This is a genomic window from Streptomyces sp. NPDC089799 (genome assembly GCF_040684755.1).
Taxonomy (GTDB): Bacteria; Actinomycetota; Actinomycetes; order Streptomycetales; family Streptomycetaceae; genus Streptomyces.
This window is the reverse complement of sequence record NZ_JBFBGR010000049.1, coordinates 1-17,765: the sequence shown is the minus strand read 5'-3', so window position 1 is coordinate 17,765 and position 17,765 is coordinate 1. Positions and strand designations below refer to the sequence as shown.

The following is a 17,765-nucleotide window of genomic DNA, read 5'->3' as shown; positions in this document are numbered from 1 at the left end:
CTGGACATTGCACATATGACGAACGTCGTGCTGGTCGGGTGTCTGGACACCAAAGGTGTGGAGTACGGCTGGTTGCGCGAGCGGCTGGAGCGCGCCGGCGTCGATGTCGTGATGGTCGACACGGGAGTGATGGGCGAGCCGAGGGTGCCCGCGGAGGTGCCGAGGGAGGACGTCGCACGGGCGGCGGGAACGGAACTGCGGGAGCTGCGGGCGACCGGTGACCGCGGCTCCGCCGTCACCGCCATGGCGCGCGGTGCGGAGGAGGTCGTCCTGCGCCTGCACGCCGAGGGCCGGCTGCAGGCCGTCCTCGCGATCGGCGGCAGCGGTGGCACGTCCATCGCCACCCGGGCGATGCGCGCGCTGCCGCTCGGCGTGCCGAAGCTGATGGTCTCCTCGATGGCTTCCGGGGACGTGTCCGTGTACGTCGGGTCCTCGGACATCACCATGATGTACAGCGTGGTGGACATCGCCGGCATCAACACCGTCTCGGCTCCGGTGCTGGCGAACGCGGCGGACGCGGCCGCCGGCATGGCGAAGGGGTTCGCCGAGGCGTCCCGCGAGGTCAGGCCGGGACAGCTGGGCTCCGGCGGGCGGCCGCTGATCGCGGCCAGCATGGCCGGGGTGACCACGGAGGGCGTGGACGCGGCCCGCGAACGGCTCACCGAACTGGGCTACGAGGTCCTGGTGTTCCACGTCAGCGGGACGGGCGGGCGCACCCTGGAGACCCTCGCCGGACAGGGGGTGTTCGCCGGAGTCCTCGACCTGACCCTCAGCGAACTCGCGGACGAGCTGTGCGGGGGCATCCTGACCGCCGGCCCGGACCGGCTGACCGCGGCCGGACGGGCCGGGATCCCACAGGTGGTGAGCCTGGGGGCGCTGGACATGGTCAAGTTCGGGCCGCCGGAGACGCTGCCGGAGCGGGCCCGGTACCGCAGGGTGCGGGTGCACAACCCGTCCATCACGGTGATACGCACCACCCAGGCGGAGTGCACCGAGCTGGGGCGGCTGGTGGCGGACAAACTGCGGGGGGCGACCGGGCCGACCGCCGTGTGCGTACCGCTGCGCGGGCTTTCGACGCTGGGCGCGCCGGCGGGCCCGTACCACGATCCGGCCGCGGACCGGGCGCTGTTCACGGCGCTGCGGGAGGGCCTGCGGGGCAGCGGCACCGCGGTCTTCGACTACGACACCCACATCAACGACCCGGGCTTCGGCCGCGCCGCGGCGGACCGCCTGCACGCCCTGATCACCGACCGAGCGGGCCGCGCAGCGGCCTGACGCCCCGCGACGTCCGGGCAGGCGTGCCCCGCCGTGTGGGCAGGCGGGCCGCAGGGCGGCACGGGTGGGCACACGGCACCCGAAGCGCGCCGGTCGCGCAGCGCTGCCCCCACCCCGGCCGGCCTGCACCGGTCACGGCCCACCGGGGTGGAGCCCCGCCCCGGCCGGGCCCGAGGTTGGGAACCGGCCGTGGCGGAAAACGTGTCCTGAGGGGTGGCCGACGGCCACGGTCGCCGGACCGATCGCCGGACCGATCGCCGGACCGAACTCACGGGCGCACAGGGGGCGGCAGCAATGAACGCGTGGAAGGTGCCCGGTTACGACGAGACCCGGGAGCTCGGATCGGGCGGCAGCGGCCGTGTGGTGCTCGCGGTGCACACCGCCACGGGCACCCCGGTCGCGGTGAAGTACCTCAGCGACCGCTTCCGCCGCGACCCCGCCTTCATCGCGGAGTTCCGGGCGGAGGCCCGGCTGCTGGGCGGGCTGCGCTCCCCCTGGGTGGTCGGCCTGTACGAGTACGTGGAGGCGCCCGACGGTGCCGCCATCGTGATGGAGCTGGTGGACGGCATCGCGCTGCGGGCCCTGCTGGCGCAGCAGACGGCGGCCGGCGACCGGCTGGACGCCGAGGCGGCACTGGTCGTGCTCAAGGGGTCCCTGCTCGGGCTGGCCGCCGCGCACCGGGCCGGGGTCGTGCACCGGGACTACAAGCCGGAGAACGTGCTGGTGGCGGCCGACGGCACGTCGAAGCTGGTGGACTTCGGGATCGCGGCCGGCCGCGGCACCACCCCCGGAGTGGCGGGCACCCCCGCCTACATGGCGCCCGAGCAGTGGCAGGGCCGCCCGGCCTCCCCGGCCGCCGACGTCTACGCGGCGACGGCCGTCTTCTTCGAGTGCCTGACCGGGAGCAAGCCCTACGGCGGGGCGAACTTCGCGGAACTGGCGCTGCAGCACGTCGAGGCCCCCGTCCCGGCGGAGGCCGCACCGGAGCCGGTGCGGCCGCTGATCCGGCGCGGCCTGGCCAAGCGGCCCGAGCAGCGGCCGGAGAACGCCGAGGCGTTCGTGGCCGAGCTGGAGGGCCTCGCCCGTTCGGCGTACGGGCCGGACTGGGAGGAGCACGGCCAGCGGAAGCTCGCGGCGCTGGCCGCGCTGCTGCCCCTGCTGTTCCCCTCCGCGGGAGGAGCCGCGCTGGGGACCACGGCGGTGGCCACCACCTCGCTGGGCCCCCGCCCCGGCTCCGGGTGGGCGCCGGGGCGGCGCGGGTGGCTCGCCGCGGGCGCGGCGCTGGTGGTGGGGGCGCTGCTGGTGTTCACGGACGCGGCCGCGGGCGGGCAGGCGGGCGGCGCGGAGGCGCTGAGCTCCTTCGCCACGACGAGCCCGGCCGCGCCGGAGCCTGGCTCGCCGGCCTCCGCTCCGCCGCCGTCCTCTCCCTCGCCGACGGCCTCGCCGAGCCGGTCCCCCACGACCACGCCCTCGCCCTCGCCCACGCGCATGCCCACGCCGACGCCCACCACGAGCCCGGTGCCGACGCCGACCCACCGGCCGACCGGCACTCCCGAGCCGACTCCGACGGTCACGGATCCGCCCCACACCCCCACCACCGGCCCGACCACGAAACCGCCCACCACTCCCCCGCCGTCCCCGTCGCCCTCGGCGGTGGTCGGGTCGGTGTCCGTGACCGGGTTCCGGCAGACCGGTCCGGAGACCGGGCAGGCCACGGTGTCCGTGGAGGCCAAGGGGTCACCGGTGACGGTGGTGCTGGAGTGGTTCACCAGCGACGAGACGGGCGTCCTGGGCACCCGGGAGGGGACCGACACCCTCCCCTACGAGGCGGGCGGCGCGGCCCCCGTGACGATGAACCACACCTTCACCGGCCAGGGCTGCTACTGGGCGGTGCGGGCCACGACCAGGCCGGCCGCCGGCAGCGGCTCCTCGTACCGGCAGATCTTCCTCAGGCGGTGCACGATCACATGAGCAGCCACGACGACCGCCGGGACCACGGGGACCACGACGACCACGGAGAGCTCGTCGAAGACGGGGACCGCCGCGATGCCACCGGGGAGTACAGCGCCACCGTCCTGGGCAGCCACTGGTTCACCGGTCCGGCGCCCGGGGCCCGGCCCGACCGGGTGGAGGGTTCGGTGCTGCGGTTCGGCCCCGGCGTCACCGCGCAGGCCACCGTGCCGTTCCCGGTGCCGTTCCCCGAGCAGGGGGCGTACGGCCCGGCGCCGGCCCCCGGCCGGCGCCGCGGGCTGCGCCGTTACGCGCTGGCCGCCGCCGTGCTGGCCGCCGTACTGCTCTACCTCGGCTGGCAGCGGTACGGGCCGGGTGTCGAGGTGCGCGACCTCGCCGTCACCACCGGGCCCGGGGGTCCGGCCTGCGATTCGGCCGCCGACGTGACCGCCGTGGTCGGCACCAACGGCCGTCCGGGGAACATCCGTTACGAGTGGGTGCGCAGCGACGGCACCCGCTCCGGTCCGCTGACCGAACGGGTCACCGGCGGGCAGACGGAGGCCCGGGTGCACCTGTTGTGGACCTTCCGGGGCCGCGGCACCCTCGCGGCCCGCGCCGAGATCCGGATCCTGGAACCACGACCCCGGTCGGCCGCCGTGGACTTCACCTATCGCTGTCCCTGAGACGCGGTGCTTTTCAGGCGCCGGCTGCTGCGCGCCGGATCGCGGCGAGCGTGCGGGAGACGTCCTCGCCGGTCGTGGACCAGTTGCTCACCGAGATCCGCATGACGCGGCGGCCGTGCCAGAGGGAGCCGCTGATCCAGGTGGTGCCGTCCTCCAGCAGCCGGTCGATGACCCGGTCCGTACGGGCGTCGTCGCCGAACTCGGCGCAGACCTGGGTGAACACGACCTCGTTGAGCACCCGCGCGCCCTCGATCGCGGCGATGCCCTCGGCGAAGGCGCGGGCGTGTCCGCACAGCCGCTCGACCAGCCCGGCCACGCCCGAGCGGCCCAGCGACCGGAGGACGGCCCACACGGTGAAGGCCCTTCCGCGCCGGGACAGTTCGGGGACCTTGTCGACGGGGTCGCCCCTCTCGTCCTGGATGAGGTACTCGCCGCGCAGGCCCATCGCCGTCCTGAGCGCCACCGGGTCGCGGACGATGGCGAGGCCGCAGTCGTAGGGGACGTTCAGCGTCTTGTGGGCGTCGGTCGCCCAGGAGTCGGCTTCCGCGCAGCCCTCCGTGAGGTGCGCGTACGCCGGTGAGGCCGCGGCCCACAGCCCGAACGCGCCGTCGACGTGCACCCAGGCTCCGGCCTCGCGGGAGGCCCGGACCGTCTCGGGGAAGGGGTCGAAGGCGCCGGAGTGGATCTCCCCGGCCTGCAGGACCACGATCGTGGGGCGGTGCTGTCCGGCGTCGTCCGCCAGGGACTGCCCAAGGGCCCCGGGCACGATGCGTCCCTGGTCGTCGGCGGCGACCGTTTCGGGACGGCCGAGGCCGAGGTAGCGCAGGGCCAGGTCGACGGCCATGTGCCGGTCCTCGCCCGTCAGGACGCGGACGGCCGGCCCGCCGGCGAGACCGTCGCGGGCGGTGTTCCGGCCGGCCCGGGCCAGGACCGTGTCGCGCCCGGCGGCGAGGCAGGTGAAGTTGGCCATGGTGGCACCGGTGGTGAAGCCGACGGCGCTGCCGCCCGGCAGCCCGAGCAGGTCGAGCAGCCAGGCGGCGGCGATGTCCTCCACCGCGGTGTGGGCGGGGGTGACGGCGCGCATGACGCAGTTCTGGTCCCAGGCGCTGACCAGCCAGTCCGCGGCGAGCGCGGCGGGTTCGGTGCCGCCGACCACGAACCCGTAGAAGCGGCCGCTGGGGAAGGCCGTGAGCCCCGGCTCGCAGGCGGTGGCCAGCAGGTCGACGACCTCGGCGGGGATGCCGGGACCGTCGGGGAGTCCCGGGCCGAGTGCGCGCACGGTCTCCTCGACCGAAGCGCGGGCGGGAATCCGGCGATCGGACAGGCCGGCCAGCCAGCGGAGGGCGTGCTCGTACGCCTGCCGGAGCGCGGCCTCGCGCTCGTCCATACCTCGGACTATCCGGCAGCCGCGACCGCCCCGCAAGCCGCGGCCCCCGGTCCGGAGACACTCCCTAGTTGAGCATGGCGGTCTCGCTGGCGACGAGCTCGCCGGAGGCGAAGCCCTCGACCCGGGCCGAGTGGGCGGCTCCGGCATCGGGGACGGTGACGTCGGCCTGGCCGTCGGCGAGGTCGACGGAGGCGCGCGGGCGCTGGTCGACGTAGACGTCCAGCCGGTCGATGTTGGTGACCTTGACCTTGAGCCGCAGTGCGTCGCCGGCCGCGGTCGCGTCCGTGATGGACACGGCGTGCGGCTCCAGGTCCCGGAGGATCCGCCCGGCCCGCTCGAACAGGTCGGCGTTGTCCTCCAGCAGGTCCCGGCGAGTCATCCGGTACGGCTCGTCCGGGGTGATCCCGAGGTCCTCCACCGGTGTGCCGGAGTTGGCGCCGACCCGCAGCGTGCGGCGGATCGCCACCCGCATGCCGGCCTGCTTCGGCAGCGGCGAGTACGGCGTGCCGGGGTCGCCCGCGAGGAGCTCGACGAGGTGCTCGTGCGTCCAGACGTTGGCGCCGCCGGCGCCGGTGCTCTCGTCGGTGCCGAGGACGGGGCCGATCCGGTGGTCCTGGAAGCCGGCGGCGAAGATGTCCGTGGCCGAGTAGCAGCGGGCGTTGGTGACAAGGACGACCGGGCCGGAGTACTGCTGTCCGATCGCGTTGGCGCCGTCCTCGGGTGTGAGGGGTACGGCGCTGGAGTAGGTGGCGCCGATCTCCACCGCCTGTTCCAGGGAGGGCAGCCAGGCGCCCAGCTCCCGGGGGGACTTCCGGCAGATCCGCAGGTTGAGCGGGCTGCTGATGAACTGCACCGGCTCGGGGGTGATGCGGCGCGGGGTGAGGGTCTGCAGGGCGAACTCGGCGTTGAAGATGACGCCGCCGCCGTTGTCGCGGACGTCCAGGATCAGGCCGCGGTCCGGCATCAGGTGGAGCAGCCGGACGAACTCCGTCAGGAACCCTTCCACGTCGAGGTCCATGAAGGTGAAGATCCGGATGTAGCCGAAGGTGCCGGCCGCGGTCGTCACCTGCTGTGCCCGGAACACCTCGGGCTTGGAGGTGGGGATCTCACCGGCCCGTACGCCGGGGGCGTCCTCGCCCGCGTCAAGGGCCCTCTTGCGGGCGAGGACGTTCGGCGCGAACAGCATGATCTTGGCGCGGTTGGCCTCCTCCATGTCCAGGTCCAGGCCCTCCGCCGAGGCGACGCCCGCCGGCGCCCCCGGGCCGCCGCGGAACGCCGGGAGGGCGATGTTGTCCACGATCCGCCAGATCTCGCGCAGCTCGCTCCGGTTCCCGTCGCCGTCGGTGTAGCTGACGGTCACCCACTCCTCGAACGGGGGGAGGTGCATGCGGAGCGGCCGCAGGGTCAGCGACTGCACGCCGCGGCTGCGGCGGGCGGCGGTGTTGCTGCCCGCGAAACGGGCGGCGTTGAGCTCGACGGCCCTGGCGATGGGGATGCCGCTCCAGTGGGTGATCTCGGTGCCGGGTCCGAAGCCGGGGGCGGAGAAGCCCTGCGCGACGTGGGTGACGATGAAGTGCTCGGCCCCGGCGTCTTCGTACCGTTCGACGAGGAACGGCAGGAAGGCGACCTTGCCGGCGTAGGGGGCGGGGAGCAGGTAGTTGGTGTGGAGGTCCCTGACCGAATGGAAGATCTCCGACATCTCGGAGTGGAACAGCCACTCCACGGGCATGGTGTCCGCGGTCTGCCGGTCCAGCCGGCGGCGCAGCACCCGTAGGCGCTGCACCGGGTTGACGGCGTGCATGGCGGTCTTGAGCGGGAGGTGGACGTAGTTCTGCTCCAGCATGAGCAGGGCCTGGTCGACGATGAGCCGGCGCTCGTCGAGCGTCAGGGTGCCCGCTCCGGCGAGGAACTCGGACAGTCCCGTCGCCGCGGCCAGATGCTCCCGTACGGGAGGTGCGGCGCGGGGGACGAAGTCCGGGGCAGAGGAATCGGCGGGGTGTGCCATCGTGCCTCCCGATGTGGGGACGGATCTCTGGGGCTCCGCCCCCGGTTATCGGGTGGGGTGTCCGGGCACGTGAGCCGGGCGCTCCTCATTCGCCTGAACGGACGGCGTGCGGGCTCCGACATCACTCCGGGGCGTACGGGGCGCATGGGGTGCATGGGGCGTAAGAGACCTACGAGGCGTACGACGCGTACGAGGCGCAAGGAAGCGGGACGGCTCAGGGCGTGTCGGTGAGGCGGATCACGGCCGTGCCGGAGTCGAGGTCCACGCGGGTGCGCGGCGGGGCGCCGTCCTCCTCGTCGTCCCGCATCACCAGGGCGCTCCGGCGTTCCCGCAGCTCGTTCTGCTTGCCCGGCGAGAAGCTCGCGTGGAGCTGCTCGAACCCGGTCGAGGAGATCTGGCCCTGCCGCCCGTTCCACCGCCACGGCAGCACGCCCGCCCGGCCGGCGCGCAGCAGTGCCTGGTCGGTGAAGGCCATCACCGTCAGCAGCAGCGCCAGGCCGGGCAGGGTCATGAAGACGACGAATCCCATGGACCGAGCCTATGCCGTGGCCTTCGGACCGTGCCCGGCCGGTGGGGCTCAGACCCGGGCGTGGGCGGTGATGTCGGCCTCGAACTCACCGGTCATGGCGGGGGTCACGGTGGGCCGGCACTGGGCGACGGCCGCCAGGTAGTCCTCCGTGGTCGCGCCGGGCGGGAGGGCGGCGAGGGAGCGGGTGCCCACCGCCTCCAGGTCCCGTTCGAAGGACACCTGGGCCGCGATCCGGGCCGCGTGCTCGATGTCCGCCGGGGTGAACAGCTCGCTCGCCGCGACCAGCGCCGCCACGTCGACGTCGGTACGGCCGGCCGTGTAGCGGGACCAGATCGCCGCGCGGGCGCCGGCGTCGGGGGTGCCGATCGGGATCAGGTAGTCGAAGCGGCCGGGCCGGAGGAACGCCGGGTCCAGCGAGCGGATGGAGTTGGTGGCGCACACCAGGAGCCGCTCGCCGCCCTCCCGGAAGCCGGGGATCAGCTTGAGGAGTTCATTGGTGACGCCGTGGATGCCGCCCGGCTGGGCCGGCTCGGTCCGGACCGGCGCGATCTCCTCCACCTCGTCGATGAAGACCAGCACCCGCTCCAGCTCGGCGATCCGCGCGAACGCGGTGCGCAGTGCGGCCGCCAGGTTGCCCTCGTCCGCGAGCCGGGAGGGCAGGAGTTCCACGAACGGCCAGCCCAGGCGGGAGGCGACGGCCCGGGCGAAGGTGGTCTTGCCGGTGCCCGGAGGGCCGAAGAGGGTGATGGCGCGCGGCGGCCGGACGCCGTGTTGCGCGGCCCGCTCCGGTTCCGCCAGCGGCAGCACCACGCGCCGTTCTATGAGGTCCTTCTCGGTTTCCATCCCGGCGACCCGGGCCCACAGGTCATTGGGCAGGAAGCGTCCGCCGAGGTCGTCGAGCAGGCCCGCGGCCGGGCCGTGCAGCGGCTCGGTCTTCTCGAAGTAGGCGACGGCGGGCTGCCGGGTGTAGCCGGCGTTGAGCAGGCCCTCGCCGAGCAGGTCCTCCTCGGGGAGCACGTACGCGATCCGGCCGACCCGGGCGGCGATCAGCCGCCGCTCCAGCTCCACCAGCAGCGCGCTGGCCAGGCCGCGGCCGCGCCAGCCGGAGGCGATCGCGATCCGCATCACCCAGGCCCGCTCGCCGGAGACGGTGGCCAGGGCGGCGCCGATCGGGACGCCCTGGTGCACGGCGACGACGGCGGGCTGCCGGTCGGTGAGGGCGCCGATGCATTCGGCGAGCGAGAAGACGGACTCCTGGCCGAGCTCGGCCGTCGTGTCGATCAGGTGGACGACCGCGGCGAGATCGCTCTCGCGGTAGTCGTGGATCAGCCAGTTCACCCAGTACCGCCCCTCGTTCCGTGCACCCAGGCGTCCGGAGCGCCCGGGCGCGCTCCTGGTGCTCTTTGCGGTGAGGCTAGGGGCGGCCGCCCGTACGGCTCACGCTCCGCGGTGCACAACAGGCGGTCCGGAATCCCGCCGCGGCGTCCATAGACTGGTGTCTTCCGCCGAGACGACCGCACCGAGGACCGGACCGCTTCATGACTTCGCACATAGCCGAGCCCCGCCGTTCCCGGACGGTGGGGCTGATCCCGGCCCTGTGGACCCTCGGACTCGGCCTGTGGGGGCTGTCACGGCAGGACAGCGTGTGGCGGGACGAGGCCGCGACCTGGCAGGTGGCCGGCCGCTCGGCGGGCGAGATCTGGCACATGCTGGGGCAGGTCGATGCCGTGCACGGCCTGTACTACCTGCTGATGCACGTCCTGTTCGAGGTGTTCGGGGCGAGTACGGCGACCCTGCGGCTGCCGTCGGTCCTCGCGGTCGCCGTGGCGGCGGCCTGTGTGGGCGTGATCGGGCAGCGGCTGGCCGGCTACCGGGCCGGGCTGGGGGGCGGCCTGGCGCTCGGGCTGCTGCCGGCCGTGCAGTTCCACCTCCAGGAGGGGCGGCCGTACGCGCTGGTGCTGGCGGGTGCCGGACTGTCCACGCTGCTGCTGGTCCGGCAGCTCGGCGGGCGGGCGGACGGACCGCGGGCGGGCACGTGGCCCCGCTGGGCCGCGTACGGACTGCTGGTCCTGGTCTGCGCGCTGCTGAACTGGATGTCGCTGCTGCTCCTGCCCGCTCACGCGGTCACGCTGTGGTGGGTGCGGGCGGGCAGGGCGCTCCGGCTGCGCTGGGCGGCGGCCTCGGCGGCGGCCGTGGCGGGCGTGCTGCCGCTGGTCCTGTTCAGCCGGGGCCAGTCCGACCAGGTGTCCTGGATACCGCCGCTGACCTGGCACATGATGATCGGCCCCGGGGTGCTGCTGGCGATCGGCGGGCTGGGCGCATGGCTGGACAGCCGGTCGCGGCGGCGGCCCGGCTCCGCCGGCACCGGCCGGCTGTCGGCCGCCGCCGTGGGGCTGCCGCTGCTGGCCGTGCCGCAGCTGGGGCTGATCGGGCTGTCCCTGGTGCAGCCGCTGTTCCTGGACCGGTACGTGCTGTTCTCCATGCTGGGGCCGGCTCTGCTGATCGGCGCCGCGCTGGGCGCGGGCGCACGTGCACTGGAGGGCCGGGCCCCGCGGGCCGCGCGGGCACTGGTCCCGGTGGTGGTGGGGGTGGCACTGGTGGCGATGCTGCCGGTGGAGCTGGCCAAACGGGCGCCGGGCAGCCGGGTGGACGACGTGCTGGCCGTGTCCGCGGAGGTGGACCGGCTGAAGGGGGACGGGGACGGGGTGCTGTTCGTGCCCGCGGCCCGGCGGGACACCGCGCTGGTCTCCCCCGACGCCTTCGCCGGCCTGGCGGACCTGGCACTGGAACGGTCACCGGTGGCCTCCGGGACCCTCAAGGGCGAAGAGGCGGAACCGGACCGGATCCGGGCCGCGGTGCTCGGGCGGCAGCGGGTGCTGCTGGTGACGGACGCGGCACGGGTGGCGAAGCCGGCGTCGGCGGCGCGGGACCGGATGAAGCTGGCGGTCCTAAAGGAACGATTCACCGTGGTGGCGGACGAGCAGGTCCGGGGCCGCCGCGTCACGGTGTACGAGCGCAAGGGCTGACCCGATCCCGGGGCAGGGACCCACGGGGCCGGACCTGCTCCGGACGGAGCTCCGCTCCAGGGTGGTGCCGGGCACCGGCTGGGCCCCGACCGGGCCCGGGGGCCGCTCCGGCGGGACCGGAACCCTGCCCGAGGGCCCTCTTCGGCGGAACCGAGCGGGCCCGGGCCAGGGCGGCCCGCCCACCGCACCCACCCCGACGGGATCCCGGATTCACAGGAGATTCTCACGGAACCCGGAGACCCCTCACAGCCGGGCCGCCGAGGGTCGTCGCATGAACCGCCACAGCCTCCGCCGGCCAGGCCGAAGCCGGCAGTCGCACCGAACCCTCCGCCGCCCCGTCCGGATCGCCGGGCGGGCCGCGCTCGCAATGACCGCGGTCGCCGCCCTGCTCTCGGTGGACGTGCCGGACGCCTCGGCGGCTCCCGGGCCGGGCACCACCCTCGTGGCAGCTCCGGGCGGCGTCGCCGACCGGGTGGGCACGCTGTTCGCGGGCGGAACCGACGGCGGCCACTTCTGTACCGCCTCCGTGGTGCACAGCGCGGACCGCGACGTGATCGCCACCGCCGCACACTGCCTGGGCGACGTGGACGCCACCGTCTTCGTCCCCGGCTACCGCGACGGCGCCACCCCGTACGGGGTGTGGCGGCTCACCGGGGCGGAGGCCGCACCCGCCTGGACGGAGGCGGAGGACCCCGACGCCGACGTCGCCTTCGCCACCGTGGCCCCGCTGGACGGCCGGCGGATCGAGGACGTGGTCGGCGGCTTCCCGGTCGCCCCCGACCAGCCGGCCGACGCGGTGGTCACGGTCCTCGGCTACCCGAGCTCGCGCGAATCCCCGCTGAGCTGCACCAACGAGACCAGCCTGTGGTCACCCGCCCAGCGCCGCATCGAGTGCCCGGACCTCAGCGGGGGCACCAGCGGCAGCCCGTGGCTGGTGGACGGAGCCCTGGCGGGCGTGCTCGGCGGCCACGAGGGCGGCGGCACCGACCCGGACGTTTCGTACAGCGCCGTGCTGGGCCTTGCGGCCCGCGAACTGCTCCTACGGGCGGACGGTCGGTCATCGGAGGGAAGTCCGTGCCGGAAAGGCGAGCCGTGATCCCCGCCCCGATGCCCTTGTGCTGGTCTGTGTCGCGACACGAACGGGAAGGACACCACCTTGGCATCGCGGCTCAACCCCTACATCAGCTTCGCCGGCGACGCGAAGCAGGCGCTGGAGTTCTACCAGGAGGCCCTCGGCGGCAGCCTGTCCGTCCACACCTACGGCGACTTCGGGGCGGAGGCACCTCCCGGATACGGCGACCGGATCATGCACGGCATGCTGGAGACGCCCGGCGGATTCACGCTGATGTGCGCCGACAACCCGCCGGGTACGGAACACAGGTCCGGCAACGACTTCGCGGTGAGCCTCAGCGGCGACGACGCGGACGAGCTGCGCGGCTACTGGGACAGGCTGCGGGCCGGCGGCACCGTGGCCGTGCCGCTGGAGAAGCAGATGTGGGGCGACGTGTTCGGCATGTGCACGGACAGGTTCGGCGTCACGTGGATGGTGAACATCGGCGGGGAGCAGGACTGACCCGCCGGACCTGACCGGCCGCGACCGACCCGCCCCTGAGCCCGGCGCCGGGGCGGGTCAGTCGCGCAACGGCGGCGCCGGAGGGAAGGCCTCGGCGACGCCCTCCCGCAGGGCGCGCAGCACGCCCGGGCCCGGCCCGTACGCCGGCATGACCGTCAGCGCGTACGCCAGGTGCGCGGCGGACAGCACCACGACGATCAGCGGCGAGAAGAACAGCAGCGGGAACAGCGGCAGGCAGGCCACCATGCCCGCCGCCGGCCGGAACAGCGCCTGTTCCCCGTGCCGCCACCGGCCGCACAGCAGCAGGAGGACCAGGGAACCCCCGCCGAAGACCGCGGCGAAGCCGGGCATGGCCCGCCACAGCTCCGCGAAGGCCGGGCCGTACGGGCCGTCCTCGAGCGGCGCGGTGCACAACGCCCCCGCCGTCCAGCCCACCGGGAACACCGGTAGGTAGCGCAGGGCGCTCGACAGCGCCCACCTCGGCCAGGCGGTACGCGCGGGTCCGCTCATGCGGTGCCCGCCGCGGGTGCGGCGGCGGGCTCGAACCAGGTGGGGTCGTCCTTGAGGGCCTGCCGGATCCGCCGGGTGGCGAACGGGTGCAGCCGGGGCAGGTCGTCCACCGCGAACCAGCCCACGTCCAGCGATTCCGCGTCGTTGACCCGGGCCTCGCCGCCGGTCGCGCGGCAGCGGATGGTGGTGTCGAGGAACTGGCAGACGTCCCCGTTGGGATAGGTGACGGGCGGCAGCATCTCCACCAGCACCACCCGCTCCGCCTCGCACCGTACGGCGGTCTCCTCGTACACCTCGCGGACCGCGGTCACCGCGGGCTGCTCGTCCGGTTCGACGATGCCCCCGATCACGGACCAGTGTCCGGTGTCGGCCCTGCGCCCCAGCAGCACCCGGCCCTCGTCGTCGAAGACGACGGCGGTCACGCCGGGCAGCAGGAGCAGCTGGTGCCCGGCGGTGGCCCGGATCCGGCGGATGTACTCGGGAGTGCTCATCCCCCGACCCTACGCGGCGTTCCGGGCGCGGCGGTGACGCACCGCGAGGAGCACGAAGCCGGCCGCTGCAACAGCCAGGAGGGCGTACTCGGGGGCCGGGCCCAGGCGGGTGGCCGGGGTCTGGCCGGACCGCAGCGGGATCCGGACGACCAGGGCGTCGGGGGTGAACATCTTCGTCTGCGCGACGACCTTGCCGTCGGGCCGGATGACGGCGCTGACGCCGCTGGTCACCGGCACCAGGACGGTTCGGCTGTGTTCGACGGCGCGGACCCGGTCCATGGCCAGCTGCTGGTAGGTCATCTGGGAGCGGCCGAAGGTGGCGTTGTTGCTGGGGACCGCGATCACCTGCGCGCCGGCCCGGACGGTGGACCGGACGGCGTCGTCGAAGGCGGCCTCGAAGCAGGTGACCATGCCGACCCGGCTGCCCGCCATGTCGAACACGCCGGGCTCCTTGCCCGGGCCGAAGTCGCGCCGGACCCGGTCCACGTCGGAGCTGAACAGCCGGACCACGGACCGCATCGGGATCCGCTCCCCGAAGGGCTGGATCTTCCGCTTGTCGTAGGTGGTGGTGGGGCCCTTGACCGGATCCCAGAGGATCATGGTGTTGCGCAGGGTGGGCCGGTCCGCGGGTTCGAGGACGGAGCCGATCGCGACGGGCACGCCGATCGCCTTGACCGCGTTGTCGATCACCGCGTAGGCGTCGGACTCGGCGAACGGGTCCAGGTCGGAGGAGTTCTCCGGCCAGACCACGAAGTCGGGCCTGGGGGCACGGCCGGCCCTCACGTCCTGGGCGAGCTGCACGGTGCGCTGCGCGTGGTTGTCGAGGACGCGGCGGCGCTGGGAGTTGAAGTCGAGGCCGAGGCGGGGGACGTTGCCCTGGATGACGGCGGCGGTGACGGTGCCGTCCTGGGCGTCGTCGGACACCAGCGGGCGGGCGGCGAGGGCCGCGCCGAGCGGGGCGGCCACCCCGAGGACGGCGAGCGCGGCGGTGGCCCGGCGGGGGTGGCTGCGGGCCGCGCGCAGGACGGCGTACAGGGAGAACCCGCACAGGGCGACGGCGAACGACAGCAGCGGGGTGCCGCCCAGCGCGGCGAGTGGCACGAACACGCCGTCGGCCTGGCCGTAGGCGAGCTTGCCCCAGGGGAACCCGCCGAACGGGACCCGGGCGCGGAGCGCCTCGCCCGCGATCCACACCGCGGCGGCGAACAGCGGCCACGCGGGGAGGCGGCTGACCAGGGCGATGCCGAGGCCGGTCAGGCCGATGAAGAGGGCTTCCACGGCGGACAGCGCGAGCCACGGCACCGGCCCGACCTCCTCGCCGGTCCACACGAGCAGCGGCAGCAGGAAGCCGAGGCCGGCGAGGAGCCCGAGGCCGAAGCCGGCGCGGGCGCGGCGCCCGTACAGACAGCCGGCGAGCAGGGCGAGGGCGAAGGGGGCGATCCACCACAGGGGGCGGGGCGGGAAGCTCAGGTAGAGGAGCCCGCCGGAGAGCAGGGCGCCGGCGGCGCGCAGGAGCGGGGCCGTGGCACGTGCGGCGCGCAGCCGGTCCGGGAGGCCACCGCCGGTACCGACTGGGGTTCCGGGACCGGCGCTGTCGGCGCTTCCGGTGGCGGTTCCGGGCGGGGGCTGAGGTGGCTCGTTGTCGACCACGCGGGGGGCACTGCTGCTCATTCGCGGAGTGTACGTCCCCGGGCTGTGCCCTCCGAAGCCGCCGCCCGCCGACCGCCGCACTGCGCCGGTGTCACGGGGCGAGGGCGCGCAGGTGGGCGCGGATGACCCGGACCGCGTTCTCGGCGTCGTCCACCGTCACGGTGAAGAGCTTCCCGTCGTCCAGCCGCAGTTCCAGGGCCTCGCCCCGGCGGATCACCACGCACATGCCCCGCTCGGGCCGCCAGCGCAGACCCCAGCCGCCCCACTGCTGCGGGGTGACGCTGGGCAGGAACTCCGCCGCGCTGATGCGGGCGAGGCGAATCCGGCGCCGCGGCAGGCCGACGTGGCCACAGCGCACCTCCACCGCCTCGGCGTCGACGGTGACGTGGACGTGCACGAAGGCCAGCGTCCCGTAGAGGATCAGCAGGCCGACGGCCAGGCAGCCGACGACGGCCATGGCCATCGCCACGGTGCCGGCGGTCCAGGAGGAGCCGACGGCGAGCTCCACACCGAGAACGATGCAGGCGACGCCCACGCCGGCGAGCAGCCACTGCCCGCGGTTGTGCGCGCTACCGGTCCACAGCGGACCCGGGGGGTGATCCGGTTGACCCGTCATGATTCGCAGCGTACTCAGCTTCCGCACGCACGCCACCGCCTCTCGGCCACTTGGTGCAGGGGCCGGCACCGCCCGTCTGCCCGTCCCGGCCCCGCCCAAACCGGGGGCCGCCGACGGAGCAGCCCCCGGCCGCCGGGCGGACTAGAGCACTGCGATGCCCAGGGGGCGGATGCCGGCGGCGAGGCGGCGGGAGGACCCGTCGGCCAGGTCCACGACGGTGAGTCCGTTCCAGTGACCCTCGCGGGTGTACCCGCCGGTGACGTACGCCGTCCGGCCGTCGCGGGAGACCGCGACGTCCTCGTGCGGCCCGTCCAGCGGGTACACGCGCTCGGTGCCATCGGGTGACCGCACGGTCAGGGACGGGCCCTCGCCCTCCTGCACGGCGCCCGTGCCCACGACGAGCAGACGGCCGTCGGCGGTGAGGGCGGTGCCGTGCTGATGCGTGTCGGCCGTCATCGGTTCCACGGCCACGGCGCCGCTGCGGGGGTCGACCACGGCCAGCCGCTCCCCCTCGAACGGCAGCAGCAGTCGGCCGTCGCCGGGGCGTACGACCGCGTAGTGCGGCTTGAGCCATGAGGCGAGGCCGCCCTCGGTGCCGTAGGGGGCGACCTCGATACGGCTCGTGGCCAGGCCGGCCGCCGCGACCACCGTGACATCGAAGGAATCGTGGCCGGTCACGTACACCTCGGCACCATCGCGGGCGACGTCGACGTCGAAGGGACGACGGCCGACCGGCACGGTGGCGGTGACCTTGCCGGCGGCGGTGTCGATCACCTCCAGCACACCGCGGCGGCCGGGGACGTTGACGCCGACGTAGACCCGCGAGCCGTCCGGCGCGACCGCGATCCCCATGCCGCCGCCACGGTACTCACCGGTGGTGACGGGGCCGGTACGGGCGCCCGTGGCGTACGGAATCCGGGCCACGCGCGTCCGCGCCCTCGTGTCGACGACCACGACGCCCTCGGCCGTGGCCACCCAGGCGAGACCGTCCGGCCCGACGGCCAGCCCGTACGGCGCAGTCCCCACGGGCACGGATCCGACCGCACCGCGCTCAGGATCGACGAAGGTGACGGTGTCGGCACCGAAATCCGCGACGAGCAGCGTCCCTCCGGGAGTGGGCTGCCCGGTGGGCAACGGAGTCCCGACGGGAGCGGGCGCGGGCGAAACAGCAGGACCGGCACTCGCGTCATCGGCGCCGACCGGGCTGCAGCCCCCCAGCAGCACGGCAACGGCGGCGACGACAGCCGGCGCCGCCCTGCTCCGAAGCCTCATCACCGCTCCCCACCGGAGCCGTCCTCCTGCGCCACGCGCAGGAGCCGCGCCAGCCCGTCGAAGCCGCGCCGCACGGCGTGCTCGTACGGCGTCACGCCCTTGGAATCACCGAGCCACGGGTCCGCTCCGGCCCCGAGCAGCAGGCGTACGACCTCCTCGTGGCGGAAATCGCCGTCGCCGAGGATGACCGCCTCCAGGAGCGCGGTCCAGCCGAGCCGGTTGACGTGGTCCACGTCGACGTCGGTCTCGGCCAGCACGGCGCGCACGTACCCGACGTGCCCGCGCTCGGCGGCCGGAATGAGCGAGATCCCCCCGAACCGGTTGCGCTGCGTGAGATCCGGGCCGGCCGGGAGCAGGACCCGCATCATGCGGACGCTGCCGGTGACCCCGGTGACCAGCCAGGGGCTGTCCTCGCGGGCATCGGGGGCATTGGGGTCGGCGCCCGCGGCCACCAGGAGCTCGGCGACCGCGATGTGGTCGCCGAGGACCGCGAGCAGGAGCGGTGTGCGGAGGTCCTCGTCGCGGGCCTCCGGGGAAGCACCGGCGGCGAGCGCGGCGCTCACCGCCCCGGTGTCCCCGGCCCTGGCGGCATCGAGCAGCAGTCGGTCGTGCGGGTTCATGCCCCCATCGTGGCCCGGCCGGCCGGGCCGGCCGGTCCCCCCGCCGTCCCTCCCTCCGCCACCGCCAGGCCGACCCTCCCGTCATCCGATCGGCCGATCCGCCCCGACCCGCCCTCCGCTAGGCCGGCGGGCCCAACCAAGGCAGTGTGCCCCACACCTCCGGCCCGCATCGGCCCCG

Annotated in this window: 16 protein-coding genes; 6 read left to right on the top strand and 10 right to left on the bottom strand. The window is 74.6% G+C overall.

Annotation, left to right across the window (positions count from 1 at the left end; genetic code table 11):
• Window positions 1-15 precede the first annotated feature (15 nt).
• The 3 genes from AB0O36_RS34125 to AB0O36_RS34115 all read left to right on the top strand — a co-directional run bounded on the left by AB0O36_RS34125 (window position 16) and on the right by AB0O36_RS34115 (window position 3,908).
• Entirely contained in the window at window positions 16-1,275 is a 1,260-nt protein-coding gene (locus AB0O36_RS34125) for a Tm-1-like ATP-binding domain-containing protein (protein WP_365117158.1), read from the top strand.
• A 294-nt stretch (window positions 1,276-1,569) separates the two neighbouring features.
• Window positions 1,570-3,246: a serine/threonine-protein kinase gene (locus AB0O36_RS34120; RefSeq protein WP_365117156.1), complete on the top strand. Its 1,677-nt coding sequence runs from the start codon at window positions 1,570-1,572 to the stop codon at window positions 3,244-3,246.
• A complete protein-coding gene (locus AB0O36_RS34115; protein WP_365117153.1) occupies window positions 3,243-3,908 on the top strand; it encodes a hypothetical protein in 666 nt (221 codons plus the stop codon). The genes AB0O36_RS34120 and AB0O36_RS34115 overlap by 4 nt, the downstream gene beginning before the upstream one ends.
• Before the next feature lie 13 nt (window positions 3,909-3,921).
• On the opposite strand, the gene AB0O36_RS34110 is transcribed toward AB0O36_RS34115, so the two are convergent.
• The 4 genes from AB0O36_RS34110 to AB0O36_RS34095 all read right to left on the bottom strand — a co-directional run bounded on the left by AB0O36_RS34110 (window position 3,922) and on the right by AB0O36_RS34095 (window position 9,167).
• Window positions 3,922-5,295 carry a pyridoxal-dependent decarboxylase gene (locus AB0O36_RS34110; RefSeq protein ID WP_365117151.1) on the bottom strand — a complete coding sequence of 458 codons (1,374 nt, stop codon included), beginning with the start codon at window positions 5,293-5,295 and terminating at the stop codon, window positions 3,922-3,924.
• Between the two features lie 64 nt (window positions 5,296-5,359).
• Window positions 5,360-7,300 carry a S41 family peptidase gene (locus AB0O36_RS34105; protein ID WP_365117148.1) on the bottom strand — a complete coding sequence of 647 codons (1,941 nt, stop codon included), beginning with the start codon at window positions 7,298-7,300 and terminating at the stop codon, window positions 5,360-5,362.
• Between the two features lie 214 nt (window positions 7,301-7,514).
• Window positions 7,515-7,829 carry a DUF6191 domain-containing protein gene (locus tag AB0O36_RS34100; RefSeq protein WP_365117146.1) on the bottom strand — a complete coding sequence of 105 codons (315 nt, stop codon included), beginning with the start codon at window positions 7,827-7,829 and terminating at the stop codon, window positions 7,515-7,517.
• A gap of 48 nt (window positions 7,830-7,877) precedes the next feature.
• A complete protein-coding gene (locus tag AB0O36_RS34095) occupies window positions 7,878-9,167 on the bottom strand; it encodes a bifunctional GNAT family N-acetyltransferase/ATP-binding protein (protein ID WP_365117144.1) in 1,290 nt (429 codons plus the stop codon).
• Between the two features lie 200 nt (window positions 9,168-9,367).
• Between AB0O36_RS34095 and AB0O36_RS34090 the strand changes: the two genes are divergently transcribed.
• From AB0O36_RS34090 to AB0O36_RS34080, 3 genes are all read left to right on the top strand, one after another.
• Window positions 9,368-10,855, top strand: coding sequence for a hypothetical protein (locus AB0O36_RS34090; RefSeq protein WP_365117142.1), 1,488 nt, complete (start codon window positions 9,368-9,370; stop codon window positions 10,853-10,855).
• A 271-nt stretch (window positions 10,856-11,126) separates the two neighbouring features.
• Window positions 11,127-11,951, top strand: a complete 825-nt coding sequence (locus tag AB0O36_RS34085; RefSeq protein WP_365117139.1) for a serine protease — start codon at window positions 11,127-11,129, stop codon at window positions 11,949-11,951.
• Between the two features lie 60 nt (window positions 11,952-12,011).
• A complete protein-coding gene (locus AB0O36_RS34080; protein WP_365117136.1) occupies window positions 12,012-12,428 on the top strand; it encodes a VOC family protein in 417 nt (138 codons plus the stop codon).
• A gap of 57 nt (window positions 12,429-12,485) precedes the next feature.
• Here the strand turns inward: AB0O36_RS34080 and AB0O36_RS34075 are convergent, their stop codons facing one another.
• From AB0O36_RS34075 to AB0O36_RS34050, 6 genes are all read right to left on the bottom strand, one after another.
• The gene (locus AB0O36_RS34075) at window positions 12,486-12,938 is read right to left on the bottom strand and encodes a hypothetical protein (protein ID WP_365117133.1); all 453 of its coding nucleotides are present in this window, start codon (window positions 12,936-12,938) and stop codon (window positions 12,486-12,488) included.
• Entirely contained in the window at window positions 12,935-13,429 is a 495-nt protein-coding gene (locus AB0O36_RS34070) for an NUDIX domain-containing protein (protein ID WP_365117132.1), read from the bottom strand. The genes AB0O36_RS34075 and AB0O36_RS34070 overlap by 4 nt, the downstream gene beginning before the upstream one ends.
• 9 nt (window positions 13,430-13,438) lie before the next feature.
• The gene (gene lnt, locus AB0O36_RS34065) at window positions 13,439-15,100 is read right to left on the bottom strand and encodes an apolipoprotein N-acyltransferase (RefSeq protein ID WP_365117129.1); all 1,662 of its coding nucleotides are present in this window, start codon (window positions 15,098-15,100) and stop codon (window positions 13,439-13,441) included.
• A gap of 70 nt (window positions 15,101-15,170) precedes the next feature.
• Window positions 15,171-15,695 (bottom strand): hypothetical protein, encoded by a 525-nt coding sequence (locus AB0O36_RS34060; RefSeq protein WP_365117128.1) that lies wholly within the window; start codon window positions 15,693-15,695, stop codon window positions 15,171-15,173.
• Window positions 15,696-15,836: 141 nt separating this feature from the next.
• Window positions 15,837-16,967: a YncE family protein gene (locus AB0O36_RS34055; protein WP_365117126.1), complete on the bottom strand. Its 1,131-nt coding sequence runs from the start codon at window positions 16,965-16,967 to the stop codon at window positions 15,837-15,839.
• The gene (locus AB0O36_RS34050; protein ID WP_365117124.1) at window positions 16,967-17,587 is read right to left on the bottom strand and encodes an ankyrin repeat domain-containing protein; all 621 of its coding nucleotides are present in this window, start codon (window positions 17,585-17,587) and stop codon (window positions 16,967-16,969) included. Before AB0O36_RS34050 ends, AB0O36_RS34055 begins: the two co-directional genes overlap by 1 nt.
• Between the last annotated feature and the right edge of the window lie 178 nt (window positions 17,588-17,765).